This is a genomic window from Hungatella sp. L36, from assembly GCF_014288035.1.
The window spans coordinates 23,879-44,019 of sequence record NZ_JACOPC010000022.1 but is presented as its reverse complement, the minus strand read 5'-3'; the positions used below and the strand labels follow the sequence as shown (position 1 = coordinate 44,019).

Sequence of the window (20,141 nt, the reverse complement as noted above, 5' to 3'; positions counted from 1 at the left end):
ACTCCACAGAGTGGCTTCCAAAGATTCGTTATATTTTAAAGAAAATAGTCGCTGCTTTTGGACGGGTGGGCGACTATTTTTTTGTACCATTTTTTCTATCTATGTAAACGAGAATAGCAATGATAAGCATTGCTGCATTTATGATAGTCATAAATTCTTCGTAAGTAGACATAATATAGAACCACCTCCTTTCGGAGATGGAAGTCACCCAGCAGATAAACTGCCTAATAAAATTATAACAGAGTATATAACTAATTTCAATGTATATTTAACTATATATGAGCGTGATTAAAGATAAGGGTTACTTTTCACGGGCTGGGGAATATGGAAGAAACAGAAGATGACGCAGATGGATTTAGCAAAAGCTACAGGAAATAAGCAGCAGGTTATATTAAGAATAGAAAAGTGGGAAAATAGTCCAACATTGAAAACTTTCTGCGGTTTACTGAATACGCTTGGATATGATCTGCAAATTGTGAAACGTGGTAAAGTATGAGGTCTGAAGCAGCTGTCAATAGACATACCGATTATGATTGAAATCAAAGGATTTCCATAGTCTGTATGTCTTTTTTTTATATAAATTACTTCTGTGATAAGCAATATGCATATAAGAAAAAACGAATAAGAATAAAATTTAAACATATTTTACAAATATATCTTGACATCCGTGCCACAATCGTATATCATATAAATACATCATATAACGTTATATAACAATATATAATAATATCGAGTGGAGGATTCATTATGAGACAAGAGCACATCGACCAGATTAACACAGCAGTGGCAGCAGTGGCAGCCAAGGAAGTCATTAATCATTTTTACTTTGTAGCGTGTGGAGGTTCCCAGGCTTTCATGATGCCGGCACAGTACACCTTTGACCGTGAGATTTCTATTCCGGCCAGCATCTACTCTTCCAACGAATTTGTTCACAGAGCTCCAAAGGCATTGGGACCGGATTCCGTAGTCATCACCTGTTCCCATTCAGGCAATACTCCTGAGACCGTAAAGGCAACGGAGGTTGCCAGAGAAAAAGGTGCGCTGACTATCGCCTTATCTCACTTAGAGGATTCTCCATTATGGAACGCAGCCGAATATCCGATTCACTATGACTGGGGAAAAGAGGCGGATGCAAGCGATTTGAACAAGGCTGTGTTATACTATCTGATGTTCAGCATTTTAAATGCAGTCAATCCATGTGAGAAGTATGAGAAGGGCATCGCTTCTGTAGCGAATTTAAATGACGCGATCGAGAAGGCGAAAGCTCAGTATGCGGACACCGTTAAGGAGTGGGGCAGCAAGTACAAGAGAGAGCAGATGATCTACACCATGGGCAGCGGCGCCTGCTACGGCGAGGCATACTCCTTTGCAATCTGCCTGCTGATGGAGATGCAGTGGATTCATTCCCACGCGATCCATTCCGGCGAATATTTCCATGGACCATTTGAAGTGACTGATTTTGATGTTCCGTTCATCATCATCGAGGGCATCGGCGCAACGAGGCCGCTCGATGAGAGGGCTTACAATTTCTGCCAGAAGTATTCCGATAAGATTATGCTGGTAGATGCGGAAACCTTTGATATGACAGGCATTGACGAGGAAGTGAGAGAGTACTTTGCTCCGCTTCTGGCCGGGGCGGTACTTCGTTCTCTGGCAGATGCATTTGCATATGAGAGAGGTCATGACTTAAGTGTGCGCCGCTATATGTGGAGAATGGAATATTAATCTGAACCTTGAAAGAATAAGAGAGAGCGACGGAGTTTTAGCAGGAAGGCTGGAATTCCGTCGTTTTTAGAAAAGAACGAGGAGGATATCATATGAAGAAAAGTATTAAGAAAATCATGGCACTTGCACTGGCTCTTACCATGGGACTGTCGCTGACCGCATGCGGCGGGGCAAAGGATGGCGGGGATGCCAAGGCAACCGCAGCGCCGGAGAGTAAGGCGGCGGATACCACTGCGGCAGGCGGCGAAGCGAAGGCAGAAGATGGATCCGGAGAGAAGGTAGTGATTAACTTCTTCCACCGCTGGCCCAACGACCCGAAGAATTCCATGTTCCAGGAACTGATCCAGGAATACATGGCCGAGAATCCAAACGTCACGATCAACATGGACTGCATCTTAAACGATCAGTACAAAGAGAAAATCCGTATGGTCGTTGCGACAGACGAAGTTCCGGATATCTTCTCTTCCTGGTCGGGGACCTTTGCAAAAGAAATGATTGACTCCGGCAATGTCATGGAGCTGAACGACATCTATGACGGTGACACCGAGTGGTCCTCCAAGATTGCAGGAGCCAGCGTCGATGGCTTTACCTTTGACGGAAAGATCTATGGGGTTCCGTGGTCGCAGGATGGCAAGGCTTTCTATTATAATAAGAAGATATTCGCAGAAAACAACCTGGAAGTGCCGAAGACATGGAATGAATTTATCGCGGCGCTGGATACTCTGAAGGCAGCCGGTTATGAGACACCGGTGGTTGAGGGATTATCCGATAACTGGGCAATTCTTCACTATCTGGGAACCATGAATCAGAGAATGGTAGATCCGGCTGTGATCGCGAAGGATTACGATGCGGCGACTGGTGAATTTACAGATCCGGCCTACGTGGAGGTGCTTGAAAAATGGAAACAGCTCACCTCCTACATGGGAGATACCTGTGTAGCCATCGATCATGAAACGGCCAGAAATACATACTTTGCAACCGGAGAGGCTCCGATTATGTATTTACAGTTCGCAGAGATCACCATGCTTGAAAAGGTCATTCCGGAAGGCTTTGAATACGGCTTCTTCAATTTCCCGGCTTTCGAAGATGGAAAAGGCGATCCGGAAGGACTGACCGGCGCACCGGAGGGATTTATGATCAGCAACAAGGCTAAGAATCCGGAAGAGTGTGTGAAGTTCTTAAAGTGGCTGGTCAGCAAGAAGGGCGGAGAAGCTCTGACAACAAAGAGCGGAGAGATCTCCAGCGTAGCGGGTGCAGTGGATGAAACCAATGCCCTCCCGGCACAGCTGGAGGCGATGGAGATTATCAAGTCCGCATCCACGCTGGTACCGTGGTTTGACAATGCCTGCGACGCGTCCGTTTATACCGTATACGGCCAGGGGGCACAGGCGATTGCTACAGGCGACGAGACTCCGGAAAGTGTTATGGAACAGGTAAAGGAGGCTGCGGCTGCCTTACATTAATAAAAGGTAACGGTTCAGGACATCGGATGTCCTGAACCGTTACAATAAATGGGATGGATCATAACATTCCGCCGAATGCATATGAGGGGGGACTATCCGCTTGAAAAGAGAGAAAAAAAGAAATATACAGGCATTGGCATTTGCCATACCAGCTATTCTGATTCTGGGAATATTCGTATATTTTCCGCTGATTAAAAATTTTATATACAGTTTTCAGTCCTTTACCCTGTCTTCCACAACGAAGGAATGGGTGGGGCTGGATAACTACAGGCATCTGCTTTCCGATAAGACCATTTTGGTCTCTCTGAAAAACAACATCCTTTATGCTGTCATCTCTATTGTCATTCAGGTGGGATTCGGACTCGTGCTGGCAGCGGTACTGGAGGACATCGCATTCCATAAGTTTGCCCCGACGCTGCGCAGTATCTATTTTATCCCTACCGTGATATCCATGACCGTCGTATGTCTGTTGTTTGATTTTGTATACAACCCACAGATGGGCCTGTTAAACAGCTTTCTGGAGCTGGTCGGACTTGACGGCTTAACGAGGATATGGCTGGGAAGCAAGAAGACAGCGATGTATGCGGTGATTGCGGTTTCTCAGTGGCAGAGTACCGGGTATGTTGCCATGCTGTTCATTGTGGCCATCCAGAAGATCCCCCGGGATTTATATGAGGCGGCAGAGGTGGACGGTGCCGGAAAGCTGAAACGCTTTTTCTATATAACGGTGCCGCAGGTGCGCCAGATGTTCTTTGTTACCATGATTTTAACGGTTGTCGGTGCATTTACCGTATTTAACGAACCGTATATCTTAACCGGAGGCGGGCCGGGAACGGCGACCATGGTGCTGTCGCTTCATATGTACCAGACTGGTTTCGTTAAGAACAATATGGGATACGCATCCACGATCGCCATGCTGATTTTTGTCATAACGGCAATTTTATCTTCCGTACAGTTCGCAAGCTTCGGAACGGAAAAGGAGGATCGCTGATGGAGAAGGTGAAAGTAAAAAAGAGAAGAGTATACGGACCCGGAGAGATCCTTTGGCTGGCCATTTTATTCCTCCTGGCCGCCCTGATTTTGTATCCGCTGTTCTGGATTCTGATGTCGTCCTTTAAGGACTACAACGGCATTTACGGCGATGTGTGGGGGCTTCCCGATATCTGGCATGTGGAAAATTATATGACAGCCTGGAACCGGGGGATCTCCCAGTATTTCCTCAACAGCCTGATTGTAACGATATGTACGCTGGCTGGTGTGGTTTTTACATCGACCTTTTCCGCATTTGGAATCTGCCAGATGAAGGGCAGACTGGGAAATTTCGTATTTCTCTTCTGCCTCTGCGGCCTGCTGCTGTCACCGCAGGTCTGCCTGCTTCCGCTGTTCATGCTGCTGAAGAGCCTGAAGCTTAAGAATACGCTGTTCGCCATGATACTGCCTTACATCGCGTTCCGGCTTCCGGTATCGATCATGCTGATCCGGTCGTTTTTCGTCGGGATATCCAAGGAACTGGAGGAGGCGGCCACCATCGACGGGGCCACGCTGATGCAGATTTACGGACACATATACTTACCGCTGTCCAAACCGATCATCTCAACGGTCATCATCATGACAGCTTATTACGCGTGGAATGAGTTCGTATTTGCCACGATCTTTGTGGACAGCTCGAAGCTTCGCACTATTCCGGTAGGACTGATGGTGTTCCGTGACGGACTCATGACGGAATGGGGCGTCGTATTAGCAGGTATGGTCATCTCCTGTCTTCCGATTATCGTTCTCTTCCTGCTGATGCAGAAGAGCTTTGTAAGGGGCATGACCGCCGGTGCAGTGAAAGGATAAAGGAAATGAAGTTAATTGCAATTGGAGATAATGTAACAGACTGCTATATGGATGAGGGCGTCTATTTTCCGGGGGGCAATGCCGTCAATGTAGCGGTAAACTGTAAGAGAAATGGTGCAGAGCGCGTTAATTATATCGGTGTATTTGGGGATGATGAGCGGGCGGATTACATCAGGGAGTGCCTGACAAAAGAGGGCGTGACCTTCGACCGGTCGAGAAAGGTGTACGCCCACACGGCACAGCCGCGGGTATACCTAAAAGACGGAGACCGCGTCTTCGCTGCGGGGCTGCGCGACAGCTGCCAGCACTTGTTTGCCATGAAAATCGTGCCGGAGGACATGGAGATTATCAAAGAGTATGATATCTGCCATTCCAGCTGTTACTCCAATCTGGAGTATGAGCTTCCGACGCTAAAGGACATATGTGAAGTATCCTTCGATTTCTCGGATAAGCGGGATGAGGCGTATTTGCAGCGGACGTGTCCGTATCTGACGTACGCATTTTTCTCAGGTTCCGACCTGGAGGAGGACGCATGTATCGCCCTGATGAGGAAGGTTCATGAACTGGGGACCAAAATCGTGGGAGTTACGAGAGGCCATAAAGGCGCCGTCTTCTATGACGGAGAACGGGTCTGGCACCAGGGGATTAAGAAAGTGGACGCCATCGATACCATGGGGGCGGGAGACAGTTTTATCGCGGGATTTTTAACTGCGTACGGAGACGGGAAAGGAATGGAGGAGGCACTTGACTATGCCGCCGACCGTTCCGCCGCCACATGCATGATTCGGGGAGGCTTCGGCTACCCTCATAAAATGGAATAAAAATGCAGATTAAATCCGCTTCCCCGGGCTCTCAGGGAAGCGGGTTTTCGGGTTAAAAAGGTTGCCTTGACCGATTTTGTGAGATATAATTGTAAATGGGCATTAAGGATGAAGAAGAGGACAGGAGACGCAGATATGCTAAATCAGAATGCATTGACTCCATTATATGAGCAGCTTAAGAACGCAATTAAAGATGATATACACGCACAGATCTACAGGCCGGGAGACCGGATGCCGAGTGAGGCAGAGCTGGAAGAAAAGTATCAGGTGAGCAGGATTACGGTTCGCAGGGCGGTGAAGGAGTTATGCGAGGAAGAGATTCTGGTCCGGAAGCAGGGAAAAGGGACATTTGTACTGAGTACCGGAGTGCAGAGCCGGATCGACCAGCTGGCCGGATTTCATGATTCCATGGAGAGCCAGGGAAGAACGGTTCGGACGGAGATACTGGAGAAATCTATTATTTTCGTGAAGCCATCCTATGCGAATGACCTGCAGATCTCGGTGGATGACAAGGTGGTGTATTTAAAGCGTGTCATGTATGCGGACGATATCCCCATGATGCTGGATATGTGCTACATTCCGCTTAAGCGCTTCCCGGGGATATTTGAGAAAATGGAAGGCAACGTCTCGGTATTTCAGCTTCTGCGCCAGGAGTATCACGCAAAACTGGACCGCTACTACAAGGTGCTCAAGGTGAGAAAGGCCTCCAGGGAATTCTCTGAATATTTGAAATGCGGATTGGGTGATCCGCTGTTCGATATTTTCAAGATCACCTACAACGAAGAGGGCGTGGCCCAGCATATTTCCATCAGTATTTTAAAGGGGGAGAATACCTCCTATGTAATTTCTAACAGCGAGAATGACCAGATGACCCATAGTGGGATCAGCTGGCGGGTGTAGCCGGAGGTACGATTTATGCGTTTGCATTGTTTGGAGTGTTCTTATTCGCGGTGATTACCGGATGGGGACGGACGATGGAGACGGAGAGTGGCGGAAAGAAGTAGAATTGTATTCTTGAGAGAGTTACCATAAGTCCGTAAATACTGGAATATCCCGTATTTACGGACATTTTTTAACAGATTATATTTTTAGAACATTTCTGAACCCAACTTGATGTTGGCAAACTTCTGATTTAATGAAGCCATATATGTGCTCTGAATAAGGCTGGCCGGGAGAGTAACGCCATTCCATTTCAAATCTTTAGTTGCACAGCCATCTGATATCAGTGTAATTTTATAGCCATAATCTTTGGCAGCTCTTATCGTTGTGTCAATACACATATGTGTCATCATTCCACAAACAACCAGTTCTGTGATTTCATTCTCCACCAGTTTGTTTTGCAAATTTGTTTCATAAAAACTATTTGGCTCATGCTTAACAATAACCGTTTCTGTAACCAGTGGTTTAATATCATGATGAATTTGTACACCATCTGTATTTGGATTAAAAAATGTTCCCTGTAAAGACTCATGACGAATGTAAATAACCTGCAGATTCTGCTTCCTGAAATTTTCTAATAAATCTTTAATCGTATTCAACGCTGCCTCTGGTTTATACAACGGGCATTTTCCATTAGGAAAATAATCATTTTGCACATCAATAATAAGTAATGCTTTTTTCATAGTCTCATATCCTTTCCTGATTCTAATGAAATGATATCGGATAATAGCTTCTATGTAAATTACTTACTTTTTCGTACGTATGGCAGGGGTTCATAACAAATTCCTTTTTCATCAAGGATTTCTGTCATACCATGCCCGACCATGTAGTCTATACCAATTTCCTGCATTATTTTAATTGCGGACAGCATCTTTTCCCCCTGCCCGGTTAAAAAATATTCTACTTTTAGAGGATATCCATCATACGTTTTTTTATCAATTAATCCAAAGTGTTTCAATTCACGCAGTTGCTCCAACAGCATTTTTTGGGTAATTCCGGCTATACTGTGATGGAGTTCAGAAAAAGAACATTTTCCATTTCTAAGTTGAAAAATAAGGATTGTTTTCCATTTTCCCTTTATTATATCATGAACAAGCTCTAAGGGGCATGTGTAGCTTTCTCTAAGTTTCATTTCATCATCTCCTGTGTGCGATATTTTACATTAATAGGTCTATCTTTCAAAAAGGGGCTGTAAAAACAGCCTTAAAGAAAAATCGCTGAGGTCGTGAGACTTCAGCGATTTATTAGTATAATTAATTATACGACTAACTAATATAACCAATGATAATTATACACCACGTCAGTTGAAATTACCATTGGAAATCGAAAAATTATGAGGGGAGAAAAACGTAATTCTAAGAGTAATCCTCATAGCCTTATTAAGTGCACACTTTTTTACCAGGAAAAGCAATAATTACGGCAAATAATGTATAATAAAATGAAGAATCGCCAGAATCGGCATTTACCGGAACTGGCGATTCTTCATTAAGGACTTATTTTACAGCCCCTTTTTAGTCCAGTTCGGGGCCAGTATGGGCATCAAAGCTGTATTGGCCGCTGGAACCGATGAGGCGCATGTAGCTCTTGATAAAGTCTTTCATGGATTCCTCCAGTGCCTCATTTAACTCCATGTACTGGATATCGGGGTCTTCCTTCAGGGTCCTAAGCAGGCTTTCCTTGGCGTGATTCATGAGGTCGGTACATACATTAATCTTGTTAATGCCGCAGGCTACTGCTTTGGATATATTTTCGGCGCCGGCCCCGCTGCCTCCGTGAAGAACCAGCGGAACAGTAAGGGCGCTCTTTAATTCTTTCAGGCGGTCAAAGTCAAGCCTGGGAATTCTGTTTTTGGGATAGCTGCCATGCGCGGTTCCGATGGCTACGGCGAGACAGTCGCAGCCGGTCCGCCAGACGAATTCTTTCGCCTGGGCAACATCGGTATAGTAATCGGTATTTAAGCCGTCTCCGTCGGCTGCGGTGCCTACGTGGCCGAGTTCCGCCTCCACGGAGATACCTTTTGCGTGAGCGAGAGATGCGACGGCGCTGACGCGGCGGATATTCTCTTCAAAATCGTAACTGGAGGCATCTATCATTACGCTGGAATAGCCGCACCTAATCGCCTGTGTAATATCTTCCATATTTACGCCGTGGTCAATATTTAATGCGATGGGGACACAAACCTGCTCCGCCATATGCTTGACCATGGGCGCCATGATCTGTGGGTAGGCATGCGCTTTCATCTGCCTCGGTGAGATATTCAAAATCACGGCAGAATGCTCCTCCACGGCGCTTTCGATGCAGGCCTTAACCTGTTCCATATTTACTACGTTGACTGCCATAACGGCATATTGATGATCTCTGGCATGCAGAAGCATGTCCTTCATGGATGTATACATAGATGTACCTCGTTTATGATGTCTTGTCAGTAAGCGGCCGTTTCAGGATTGCGTACAGCACTCCGGTAATACAGCTTCCCAACAGCCACAGGCCAATAAAAAGCAGCGGGTTGGAGGTCATGGCGATGACAAAGGCGCCGCCGTGTACTGCAGGAGATTCCAGTGCGGTTACCATACAGAGGCCACCAGTTACTGCGCCGCCTATCATGCAGGAGGCGATGACGCGTACCGGATCATTGACTAAGAATGGGATAACGGCCTCTTCGATGTAACAGAAGGACAGAAGGAATGCAGATTTCGCATTTTCCCGGTCGATATCGTCAAATTTCTTCTTTCCGCCCAGCAGAGTGGCAATAGCAATACCCATGGGAGCAGTCATTCCGGAGCACATCTTGGCAGATGTAGGAATAAAGAAACCATCAGCATTTAAACCGTTTGTGAACATGGCAGCGGCTTTTCCGATGGGGCCTCCCATGTCGAAACACATCATCGCGCCGATGACGGCTCCCATAATAAATTTAGAGCCAGTGTTTAAGCTGATCAGCCAGTTTTGCAGGGCTCCCATGCACCAACTGATGGGGCGGCCGAGAATATAATACATGATCAAACCGCAGATCAGAGTCGTGCAGACCGGAATTACCAGAATGGGCATGATCCCCTGGAGGTTTTTGTGGACTGGTATCTTTTTAAAAGCAAGAACTACGTAGCCAACCAGGATACCTCCGAGAAGGCCGCCGACGAAACCGGTATTTATGGTATTGGCCAGTGCACCCATAGCGAGGCCGGGTGCTATTCCTGGTTTGTCAGCCATCGCATAGGCGGTGAACGCGGCCACGGCCGGAACGGTAAACTGCCACAGGCTGGAACCAATTAGATAGATTACTTTGGCAAATGTATCAATGTTCGCCATCTCGGCGCCGATGTTGTAACCGCCGAGCATTTTAGCGATAGCCTGCAGTACTCCGCCGCCAACGATTACCGGGATCATATAAGAGATGCCAGTCATGAAGGAATCCTTAATAAAGGCTCCGGTGCTTTTCTTCTTTGCATTTTTTCTCTTGAGCTCTGCCATATTATTCCAACGCCTCCATCAGTTCTGATACGATGCCGTCAGGATCTTTTACAGCCTCCTGGACCGCTACGGTCATAGTCGGGATATCCTTGAAACGTTCAACATTTTTAATTCGGATATCACTGGCGATCAATGCGGCGTCCGCTCTTGTCAAATCTTCCTCTGTGATCTCGTTTTCAAGTCCCTGTGCGCCCTGTGTTTCTACCTTTACTTCGTGTCCGGCATGTTTGAATGCCTTCTCCAGATTTGCTGCCGCCATATAAGTGTGGGCGATACCCACCGGGCAGGCTGTTACGCATACAATGTACATACATTATACCCCCTTTGTGATTAGTAAATTTTTTATATCTTCAATGGAGGAGGCTTCAAGAAGACCATCTCTGAAGCTGTCATCCATTAAATTTCTTGCAAGTGTGGAAAGCATGGTTAAGTGTGAGTTGTCGTTGTCAGCCGGAGCAGCCAGCATAATGACAAGTGTGACAGGCTCGTTATCAAAGGAGCCCCAGTCGAGTTCGCCTTTGAGCTTAACCATACAGAAGGAAGCTTCCTTTACTACGCTGCTCTTACAGTGGGGAATAGCGACATGCATTCCGATTCCGGTAGCAAATTCCTTTTCCCGTGCCAGTATCCCTTCTATATATCTTTCTCTGTCAGTTACTTTACCTGCTTCGTAAAACAGGGAAGCAATTCTACAGATGGCGTCTTCTTTTGATTCTGCTTTAAAATCAAATCGGACCAGCCGTTCATCCAGCATATTGATCAGTTCCATATCCATGATTCATTTCCTCCGAAAACCGTTTTGTTTGATTCCTGGTTTGTTTGTGCTTTAAGGATAACAGGAAAAATGAACAATAACAAATCAATTAATTGCACTAATATAGGGAAAATTTAAAATATCAATTATAAAATCTGAAAAATAGAGTAAAATAGACAATAAAATCATGAAGATAGGTGGGAAAATGATCAAAAAATAATAGTATGTGCGGCGTTGGTGCAATTTATTGATTATTGATTCGGGACAAAAACCTTTATAATAAGCTTACCAGAAAAATAGAATAAGAAGGGAAGCAGATAATATGGAAGATTTTGAGTTTTATACGCCGACGAAAGTAATATTTGGAAAGAATGCAGAACTGCAGATTGGCAGAGAGATCGCCTCCAGAGGATATAAAAAGGTACTGGTGCATTTCGGCGGAACTTATTTATGTGAGACGGGAGAGATAGACAAAATACACAGGAGCCTGGAAGATGCGGGACTTTCCTATGTCGATCTGGGAGGCGTGGTACCGAATCCGAGACTGTCTCTGGCAAAGGAAGGAGTTGACCTCTGTAAAAAAGAAGGAGTTGATTTCATTCTGGGAGTGGGAGGCGGAAGCGCCATAGACTCATCAAAGGCAATCGCCTATGGTCTTGTCAACGATTTTCCGTTGGAGGATCTGTTCTTAGGAAAGGAAAAAACCGACAAAATTGCACCGATCGGCTGTATAACAACGATAGCAGCGACTGGATCGGAGACCAGTAATTCTACGGTTGTAACCATTGAGACGCAGGACCAGGGAATTTTAAAGAGGTCGTATAACCATGACTGTGCAAGGCCCTTGTTTGCCGCTATGAATCCGGAGCTTACCTATACACTTCCGGTATACCAGACGGCAAGCGGTGCGGCTGATATAATGATGCATACAATGGAACGTTATATTACTCAGGCAAAGAACGTGGAACTATCCGACCGGATCTCGGAAGGTCTTCTGGTGACTGTTCGGGAGGCGGCTTTAAAAGCACTGACTGATCCAAGGGATTATGAGGCAAGAGCCAATCTGATGTGGGCAGGCAGTCTTTCCCACAATGGGCTGACGGGAACGGGACGTATCAACGATTTCCCCGTACATAAAATCGGCCATGAACTCAGTGCAATGTTTGATGCAACGCATGGTGCAAGCCTGACCGCCACCTGGTCGGCCTGGGCAAAGGTGGTGTATAAGAGTAATCCGGCTCGTTTTGCCCGTTTTGCGGTAAAAGTATTCGGCGTGGAAATGAATTTCGATGATATGGAGAAAACTGCACTTGCTGGAATTGAGGCATGGGATGAGTGGTGCAGGAAGATCGGAATGCCCACCAGCATCACAGACCTGTTAGGAAAAACACCATCCGAAGCACAGATGGAGGAGATGGCTGAGAAGGCGGCCGCTACCGGAGGCGGAACCATTGGTCTGTTCCACAGACTGACGAAAGAAGATCTGGTTGACATCTATAAAAAAGCATTATAATTAATAAAATAAGTAACGTATTGGGGGAAGCCGTAAGGGGAGTATTTTTAACGGACATAGAAATGAGCATGGCGAGGAGAGGGAATGAATGTTGCTGCCTAGAGAGAAAAAGATGATCGAATTAATATACAGAAGCAAGAACGGCCTGACGACATTTGAGCTGGCGAATGCATTAAATATCAGCCAGCGAACGGTGAAGTACGAGCTTCAAAAAATAAAGGAGGAGCTGAAATCGTCTGGCTGTCGGATTGACAGCAAGACGGGCAGAGGAATCTGGATTTCATGCAGCGAGGAAGGCAAGAAATTTCTGGACAATCTGCTGCTGAATGAAGAAGCACCATGTTCGTTCATTCCGGAGGTACGGAAGTATTATATTGCACTGAAACTCCTGGATTCGGATGATTTTATCTCGATGGAATCAATTTCACAGACCATGTTTGTCAGCAACGGGACAATCATGAATGATATGAATAAGCTGGAGACCTTTTTTCAGAAGCAGGGGCTTGAACTGGAGCGAAAAGTAAAATACGGAGTACGGGTCCGGGGAACCGAGGAGCTGATCCGGGTCGCCAAGGCGAATGTAATCCGCTCAATCATTGCTTCTCAGGGAAATGATGTTTCGTTGAAGCTGCAGCCGTTTTTTGATGATATTGATTTAAGCAGCCTGAATGGAATTCTACAGGAGAGCGAAGAGAAATTCAGCTTTGTACTGACGGATGCCTCCTATTCAGAGATGCTGCTTCATCTCGCTATTATCATCAAGCGATTGATGAAGAAAAAGAACTGTATGATTGATGAAGAAAACCTTCTGGAGTACCGGAAGAAAGAAGAGTGGGAGACCTGCTGTTTTCTGGGTGAGCGGGTACAGGAAGTGTTTGGAGTGGAAGTATCAAACGGGGATATCGTTTATATCTGTATGAATCTCTCTGCCGCAAAGCTGCTTCGTGAAGCCCTGGTTTTTTCTCATGAGTCAGAACAGGCTGGAGAAGTACCGTCGCAGACCTTTGAGGCGTGGGAGCGGATTGTCGGATCAGTAGGCGAGATGTATGGGGAAAATCTTCTTGATGACAACATGTTTAAAACCGCTCTGTTTGTGCACTTAAATGCCATGTTCAACCGCTTGCGCAATAAGATTTATATCGAAAACCCTTTAAAGGATATGGTGAAGGAAGAACTGGCATATGAATTTGATGTCGCTACCTATATGGCGGGGCTGTTTTATGCGGAGTACGGAATTAAGCTGGGAGAGAATGAGATCTGTGATATCGCGCTGTATATCGGGGCGAGCCTTCAGCGGGAGCAGGCTCAGAGAAAAGTGGAACAGCCAAGAGTCATGATTGTATGCAGTACTGGTGTGGGGACGTCACAATTCGTGGTAACGAAGCTTAAGCTGTATTTTCCAGATATGATTATCACCAAAATCGTTCCGGCCACCAGGGCTGAGGCAGTAGCCAGACAGGAACCCCTTGATTTTGTGATTTCTACAGTGCCGCTTAAGCTGGAGGGCGTCAATGTGATTCCTGTATCACCACTTTTGACAGAGCATGATATTAACAAAATAAAAATGGCGATCCATGTGTCGCCGGCTGAGCCTGTAAGGCGGGGAAACGAAAAATATGCGACACTGTTTAAGCTGATGGACGGACGAATATCCATCCTGAAATGCGACTGCCGTTCAAAGGAAGAGGCGATCCGGCTTCTCGGTGGAAGGCTGCACCAGGAGGGATATGTGGATGAAGAATTTGTCGATTCGGTATTCATGAGAGAGAACCTGGCGGCCACATCGATCGGCTGCACGTTTGCGATTCCCCATGCTTATGAGGGCCATATAAAGAAGCAGGGAATTGGCCTGATGACATTAAAACATCCGATCTTATGGGGCGGAGAAGAAAAAGTACAGATTATCATGATGCTGTCTATTGATGTGAAGCTGAATGAGTCATTCAAGGTGATATTCGGAGAACTGGCGGACCTCACAAAGGATATGACAGCGGTAGACCGGATTTTGAAAGCGGACAGATTCAGCGATATTTCCAGGTTTTTTCAATAATGATTACTGAGGTAAGAGTATGGAGGTTACAAAAAAAAGATGGGGTTATCTGGCCTTGGCCGTGACGATTCTGCTTTTTGCAGGCATTGGCTACGCGTTTTCGCTGTTTGTGGCGGCGATTGAGACGGACCTTTCCCTTTCCAGGGCAGATACCTCTTTCATATTTACACTTTGCTTTATCTGTTTTGCGGCGGGATCTCTGATCACGGGTTTTCTGCTGCAGAAGTTTTCAGCGGCCCTATTGCTTCGAATTGGGGCCGTGATGATTTTGTTTGGATTTTTCACATCCTCTAAGGCAGTACAGCTCTGGCAGCTCTATTTTACATACAGTATCTGCTGCGGACTGTCGATCGGGATCGCGTATAATATTATGATCAGCGTTATTCCGCTGTATTTTCAGGATAAGGTTGGTCTGGCGACAGGGATTCTTCTGATGGGATTTGCGATGAGTACTACACTTTTAGGTCCGTTTTGTGAGAAGGGATTGTCCGTGATGGGCTGGAGAGGCGTATTTTTGATCCTTGGAATCTGTGAGGCGGCGGTATTTCTGGCGGGGAGTGTCGGAATCCATATGCCATTAAAGAACCAGAAAGAGGGGCTGCCGGAGGCACAGAAGACACGGAGAAGCAGAGAATCGCTGCCACCGCGCCGAATGCTCCGCCGGAAATCGTTTTATGTGTTCCTTACCATTTACATAGCAATAGGCGGGGTGGGAATGTCACTGATCAACCACGGTGCGATGACGCTTCAGGAGGACTTGGGCAGATCACTGACTGTAAGCGTTCTGATTGTAGGAATCGTATGCCTGTTCAATGGAGTGGGGCGTGTTCTGTGGGGAATCGTTTATGACAGCATTGGGAGCGCCCGGTCTCTTACGTATCTGGGGATATTGCTGATGGCAGCAATGGTGCTGGTAATTAGCTCTCTGTTTTTAGAGACGGCATGGTTGTTCGGGCTGGGGATGGCGCTTGTCATGTTCTGTTATGGAGGAAGTTCCAGCCTGGCTCCCATTATTGTGAGAGCGCTTTACGGGGATTCCTGCTTTTCGGCCAATTTTGCAGTTACAAATATCGGCACGATGATTCTCTCCAGTGTACCTGCACTGATTGGAATCATGCAGACCAAATCCGGAAATTATACAATGCCTTATGTGCTGCTGGGAGTTTTTTCGGCTGCTGCATTTCTGATGGCCTGCGTTTATGGGAAAGTTACAGAGTCTGAATTTGGTCACGTATGCTGACCTTGCCAGTAATGGAAAAGGTACTGGCAAAAAGCAGGCAGAAAACTGCAGACAGTATGAGGGTGTGGACATTTAAAGTTGTCCGCATCCTCATACTGTCTGTATTTTTTACGATTTCTCGATTCTCTCCGCCAGAAACCGTTTCGCATCTTCCCCAGGCATCGGCTTCGCATAGTAATATCCCTGAATCCAGTCGCAGCAGCATTCCTCGGCGAATGCCCTCTGCTCGTCTGTCTCCACACCTTCCGACACGACCCGCATGCCCAGTTCGTGAACGGAGCGGGCCAGGCTCTTCATCATGATGGCCGTTTTCTGGTCCTTCTGAGCCGCCCACAGCAGGCTCTTGTCCAGTTTGATCACATCCACATCCATGCTCAGCACAGAGACGAGGTTGCAGTAGCCGGTTCCAAAGTCGTCCAGACTGACTTCCACGCCCTTTGCGTGCATCAGATCGATAAATTCTTCCAGCTCCTGGCGGCTTTCCGCGAGAACGCTCTCTGTGATCTCGATCTTGATCATCCGGTAGGGAATCCCGTGGCTTTCGATGATGGAGATCACCTTTTCCGCCGGATTATGCTGCGAAAACTGTACGCCGGAGAAATTGACGGTGACGCTTTCCAGCATCGTGATTCCGCTGTCTAAAAGGTCGTGCACGAAGCGGCAGACCGTATCCAGCACATAGTATGTAATATCCACGATCAGTCCGGTCTCCTCGGCTATGGGAATAAATTCCGAGGGATATAAGGGGCCGAGCGGGGTGGCAGGCAGGCGCAGAAGCGATTCCGCCAGGGTAAAGCACTGCTTTTCCACAGACCAGATGGGCTGGTAATACACTTGAAAACCGCCCTGGGCCAGGGCATCCTTCAGGACATCGATCACCTTAAAACGCCGTTTGACATGGTCCAGCATACCCGGGCCGCAGTAGCAGATGTTGCCGTTTTTACCGTCTTTGGCGACGGAAACCGTGTATTCCAGCGCGTTGATTAAGTCCTCGATCGTATCCGCACTTTTCGGATAGGTGGTGACGGCAATTACCGTTCCGATCATACATCGGAAGTCACGGCTTTTCCATGGCTGGTTGAAGCGTCCGTCTATGGCTTTGACCAGACGGATGACGGTCTCCTTATCGGATTCCGGAATCAGTACGGCGAATTCATCTCCGTTGTAACGGTAAAGCTGATACGGCTTCACCGTGTTGCTCAAATAATTGCAGACGGTTTTTAAGAACTCGTCGCCGTTCTGCTGGCCGTAGGTGTCATTCACCTGTTTGAAGTTTCGAAGGGAAACGAGGAGTATGGTGAAGGAGGCATCCTTGTGGCGTTTGATCTGAAGCTGGAGGGAGTTTAAAAATTCCTTATGGTTGGGAATCCCCAGCAGATAGTCAATGGAAATCTGTTTGTTCTGCAGATACAGATAAAGGATCAGCAGTGCGCAGGTGGCGGCGGAACCGGAGAGAATGACCTCCGGAAATAGCTGCTGGATGATGACGACCAGGGCCGCGATCAGCGGGAAACACGCCAGAATATTGCGGATCGTGGGATCCACCCGTTTTCCCAGTGCCACGACCGTGACGCAGGTGAACAGGCAGTAAATATAGAAGACGAGGTAAGTGGTGATGATGAGAGGCCCCTGCTCATACCGGGCCTCCAGGCTTAAAGAAAACAGGCAGCCGGTAAAGGGATTGGAGATGACCATGAGCAGATAGACTGCAGCCGGAAGCAGCAAAAAAAGCCACCTCTTCGGAAAACGCGGCTGATTTTCATAGAGTATGGAGAGCGCATAATAGAAATAGATGACGCCCATAAGCGGAGTGGCGATAAAGTAGATGGTCGTGACCGGCCAGTTCACCCACAGCGGAATCACTCCGGTATTCTGAATACAGATCGTCGATAAAATGTTCGACGTCATAGCCAGAAACGTCGTTAAGAAACAGACCTGAAACAGTTTGTTTTTCAGTGTCGGCAATGAATGGCTCTGCCTGGAGTAGTTCCAGATGATGCAGAGCATGACGGTTGATATGCATTCAGCAGCAATATTCCAGCTCACAATTTTTTTCCTCAATTCCCCCAAAGTGTACTTGTTCTTATCTTATCATGATGGGATGAAGCGCGCAAGCGGTAAATGCGCGCATTTATGACCGAAAATTGACATCCCCAATCCATTGTGATATAATAACTGCGTTTCAGCAAAGGAGAATTATCATGAACTTTTATTTGACAAGCCAGCTTAAAAGGAAACTGAACTCTGTACAATCCATACCGGTGAAACATTGTGCAGAGTATAGCGTATAAATGACGTATTGAGATTTCATCGGGAAACAGGGCAATATCCATACCTGACAGGTATGGGTACTGTCTGTTTTCCGTATGGGAATCTGACGGATCAGAGGCTATGGACAATGTTTTGTCCGTAGCCTTTTGTGTTTTATAAGCTCTTTTCGAGCTTACAGGCAGAAGGCTGCTGCATCGGCGGATGTGGAATTGCCTTCTGCCTTTTTGCGTTTTTACGCGGGATAACTAGTGCCGCCAGACTTAAATGCGTACTGCATAGTGCCTGATATCTGCGTCAGGTGTGCGTCCACGAAGCGACGGCGTAGTGGACCCTACGACTAGCTTCGTGGGCGTGCTCCTGGCGTAGATAGCGGGTGCTATGCAGTACGTATTTAGGTCCGGCGGCACTAGATTTATAACAGAGAAGAAAGGAAATAAAAGCTATGAGCTTATTGGAAATAAACGGATTGACACATGCGTTTGGAGATAACCTGCTCTATAAAAATGCGGAGCTGACACTGAACAAAGGAGAGCACATCGGCATCGTCGGAAGGAACGGAACCGGAAAGAGCACCCTGATCAAAATATGCACCGGGCAGGTGATACCGGATGCCGGGCGGATCGTCTGGCAGCCCAGACTTTCTGTCGGCTATCTGGATCAGTACGCGGAGATGGATCACAGTCTGACGATGAGGGAGTTTTTAAAGTCGGCATTTAAACGGATGTACGAGATGGAAGGTGAGATAACCGCACTGTACGAGAGGGCCGCGGAGGGGGACACAGGCTTACTGGGGCGGGCGGCCCGGCTTCAGGAGGAACTGGAAACCCTTGATTTCTATTCCATCGACACCCGCATCGAACAGGTGGCAAACGGTCTGGGACTGTCCGCCATAGGCCTTGACCGTTCCATCGGACAGATGAGCGGCGGACAGCGGGCAAAGGTGATTTTAGCGAAGCTTCTGCTGGAACAGCCGGAGGTCCTGCTGTTTGATGAACCGACCAACTTCCTGGACCGGGAACACGTCGCCTGGCTGGCCGGCTACTTATCCGGCCTGGAGCATGCATTCCTGGTCGTGTCCCACGATTACGGCTTTCTGGATAAAATCGCAAACCGCATCTGCGATATCGACAACGGCACGATCACGAAGTATTATGGCATCTATTCCGAATTTCTGAAAAAGAAGACTCTGCTGCGGGAAGATTACGTCCGGCAGTATGCGGCACAGCAGAGAGAGATTAAAGAGACCGAGGAGTTTATCCGGAAAAATATTGCCGGTCGGAAGTCCAGAATGGCGAGAGGCCGTCAAAAACAGCTGGACCGCATGGAAAAGATGGAGAAGATGGACAGAAAGGAGATAAAGCCGCTCTTCCATTTCCCGGAACTGCCGCTGACCAATACGGAGCATCTGGCGGTGAGACACCTGGCCGTCGGATACCAGTATCCGGTGCTGTCTAACCTGGATTTCAGCATTGGAGGCGGTCAGAAGGTGGCTATTACGGGCTTTAACGGAATTGGAAAATCAACGCTGCTGAAGACACTGGCAGGCCAGCTTCCCTCCCTGCGGGGCAGTTATAAATTCTCCGATCAGGTGGTGCCCGGATATTTTGAACAGGAGCTTAAGTGGAACGACAAAACGATGACGCCCATGGAGCTTATATCAGATGCCAGACCGGATTTTGCAGGGAAGGAAGTCCGGAAAAATCTGGCCCGGTGCGGCATCTCCAGCGAACATGCCATGCAGCCCATTGGAACCTTGAGCGGCGGAGAACAGGCAAAAGTAAAGATGTGCCTGCTGACGCTGAAACCGTGCAATTTCCTGATTCTGGATGAGCCGACCAACCACCTGGATGTCCTGGCGAAGGAGGCGCTTAAGGAGGCCTTGGCCGAATTCCCGGGGACTGTCCTGCTGGTTTCACACGAGGAGGTATTTTACCGGGATCTGGTGCAGCGGGTGATTGAGATCGGAAAAGGGTGAAACCTGTCCGAAACTTAAAAAAATCATCCCTATTTTCTATAAAATGACTATATCGTTTTGCGTGGAATTTCGGTAAAATGGAA

General features: G+C 47.3%; 18 protein-coding genes. 11 read left to right on the top strand and 7 right to left on the bottom strand.

The genetic code is table 11. The annotated features are described in order from the left end of the window. Window positions 1-340 precede the first annotated feature (340 nt). The 7 genes from H8S80_RS30720 (at window position 341) to H8S80_RS30690 (ending at window position 6,748) form a co-directional block, all read left to right on the top strand. Window positions 341-496 carry a helix-turn-helix domain-containing protein gene (locus H8S80_RS30720; protein ID WP_118033272.1) on the top strand — a complete coding sequence of 52 codons (156 nt, stop codon included), beginning with the start codon at window positions 341-343 and terminating at the stop codon, window positions 494-496. A gap of 251 nt (window positions 497-747) precedes the next feature. Next, window positions 748-1,725, top strand: a complete 978-nt coding sequence (locus H8S80_RS30715) for an SIS domain-containing protein (RefSeq protein WP_055660300.1) — start codon at window positions 748-750, stop codon at window positions 1,723-1,725. 92 nt (window positions 1,726-1,817) lie between these two features. Then, window positions 1,818-3,188 (top strand): ABC transporter substrate-binding protein, encoded by a 1,371-nt coding sequence (locus H8S80_RS30710; protein ID WP_118033271.1) that lies wholly within the window; start codon window positions 1,818-1,820, stop codon window positions 3,186-3,188. Window positions 3,189-3,288: 100 nt separating this feature from the next. Then, complete coding sequence (locus H8S80_RS30705; RefSeq protein ID WP_118033270.1) at window positions 3,289-4,179, top strand: carbohydrate ABC transporter permease; 891 nt, start codon at window positions 3,289-3,291, stop codon at window positions 4,177-4,179. Further along, window positions 4,179-5,027, top strand: a complete 849-nt coding sequence (locus tag H8S80_RS30700) for a carbohydrate ABC transporter permease (protein ID WP_118033269.1) — start codon at window positions 4,179-4,181, stop codon at window positions 5,025-5,027. Before H8S80_RS30705 ends, H8S80_RS30700 begins: the two co-directional genes overlap by 1 nt. 5 nt (window positions 5,028-5,032) lie before the next feature. Further along, window positions 5,033-5,848, top strand: a complete 816-nt coding sequence (locus tag H8S80_RS30695; RefSeq protein WP_025531049.1) for a PfkB family carbohydrate kinase — start codon at window positions 5,033-5,035, stop codon at window positions 5,846-5,848. Window positions 5,849-5,983: 135 nt separating this feature from the next. After that, window positions 5,984-6,748 carry a GntR family transcriptional regulator gene (locus H8S80_RS30690; protein WP_025531050.1) on the top strand — a complete coding sequence of 255 codons (765 nt, stop codon included), beginning with the start codon at window positions 5,984-5,986 and terminating at the stop codon, window positions 6,746-6,748. 188 nt (window positions 6,749-6,936) lie between these two features. Here H8S80_RS30690 and H8S80_RS30685 read toward each other — a convergent pair whose 3' ends face one another. The 6 genes from H8S80_RS30685 to H8S80_RS30660 all read right to left on the bottom strand — a co-directional run bounded on the left by H8S80_RS30685 (window position 6,937) and on the right by H8S80_RS30660 (window position 11,030). Further along, window positions 6,937-7,470, bottom strand: coding sequence for a cysteine hydrolase family protein (locus H8S80_RS30685; protein ID WP_118033268.1), 534 nt, complete (start codon window positions 7,468-7,470; stop codon window positions 6,937-6,939). Window positions 7,471-7,529: 59 nt separating this feature from the next. Then, window positions 7,530-7,919, bottom strand: a complete 390-nt coding sequence (locus H8S80_RS30680; RefSeq protein WP_118033267.1) for a winged helix-turn-helix transcriptional regulator — start codon at window positions 7,917-7,919, stop codon at window positions 7,530-7,532. 379 nt (window positions 7,920-8,298) lie between these two features. Then, window positions 8,299-9,183, bottom strand: coding sequence for a class II fructose-bisphosphate aldolase (locus H8S80_RS30675; RefSeq protein WP_118033266.1), 885 nt, complete (start codon window positions 9,181-9,183; stop codon window positions 8,299-8,301). A gap of 13 nt (window positions 9,184-9,196) precedes the next feature. Further along, entirely contained in the window at window positions 9,197-10,255 is a 1,059-nt protein-coding gene (locus tag H8S80_RS30670; protein WP_025531054.1) for a PTS fructose transporter subunit IIC, read from the bottom strand. 1 nt (window position 10,256) lies between these two features. Beyond that, a complete protein-coding gene (locus tag H8S80_RS30665; protein ID WP_025531055.1) occupies window positions 10,257-10,565 on the bottom strand; it encodes a PTS fructose transporter subunit IIB in 309 nt (102 codons plus the stop codon). Between the two features lie 3 nt (window positions 10,566-10,568). Beyond that, on the bottom strand, window positions 10,569-11,030 hold the full coding sequence (locus tag H8S80_RS30660) for a PTS sugar transporter subunit IIA (RefSeq protein ID WP_243010378.1): 462 nt from the start codon (window positions 11,028-11,030) through the stop codon (window positions 10,569-10,571). Between the two features lie 301 nt (window positions 11,031-11,331). Here H8S80_RS30660 and H8S80_RS30655 point away from each other — a divergent pair, with 301 nt between their 5' ends. From H8S80_RS30655 to H8S80_RS30645, 3 genes are all read left to right on the top strand, one after another. Next, a complete protein-coding gene (locus H8S80_RS30655; protein ID WP_118033265.1) occupies window positions 11,332-12,522 on the top strand; it encodes an iron-containing alcohol dehydrogenase in 1,191 nt (396 codons plus the stop codon). An 88-nt stretch (window positions 12,523-12,610) separates the two neighbouring features. Next, window positions 12,611-14,572 (top strand): BglG family transcription antiterminator, encoded by a 1,962-nt coding sequence (locus tag H8S80_RS30650; RefSeq protein WP_118033264.1) that lies wholly within the window; start codon window positions 12,611-12,613, stop codon window positions 14,570-14,572. Between the two features lie 19 nt (window positions 14,573-14,591). Continuing rightward, window positions 14,592-15,812, top strand: coding sequence for an MFS transporter (locus tag H8S80_RS30645; RefSeq protein ID WP_118033263.1), 1,221 nt, complete (start codon window positions 14,592-14,594; stop codon window positions 15,810-15,812). Between the two features lie 108 nt (window positions 15,813-15,920). On the opposite strand, the gene H8S80_RS30640 is transcribed toward H8S80_RS30645, so the two are convergent. Next, window positions 15,921-17,858, bottom strand: a complete 1,938-nt coding sequence (locus H8S80_RS30640) for a putative bifunctional diguanylate cyclase/phosphodiesterase (RefSeq protein WP_029467733.1) — start codon at window positions 17,856-17,858, stop codon at window positions 15,921-15,923. 667 nt (window positions 17,859-18,525) lie between these two features. Between H8S80_RS30640 and H8S80_RS30635 the strand changes: the two genes are divergently transcribed. Next, the gene (locus H8S80_RS30635; RefSeq protein ID WP_118033262.1) at window positions 18,526-20,058 is read left to right on the top strand and encodes an ABC-F family ATP-binding cassette domain-containing protein; all 1,533 of its coding nucleotides are present in this window, start codon (window positions 18,526-18,528) and stop codon (window positions 20,056-20,058) included. Window positions 20,059-20,141 lie beyond the last annotated feature (83 nt).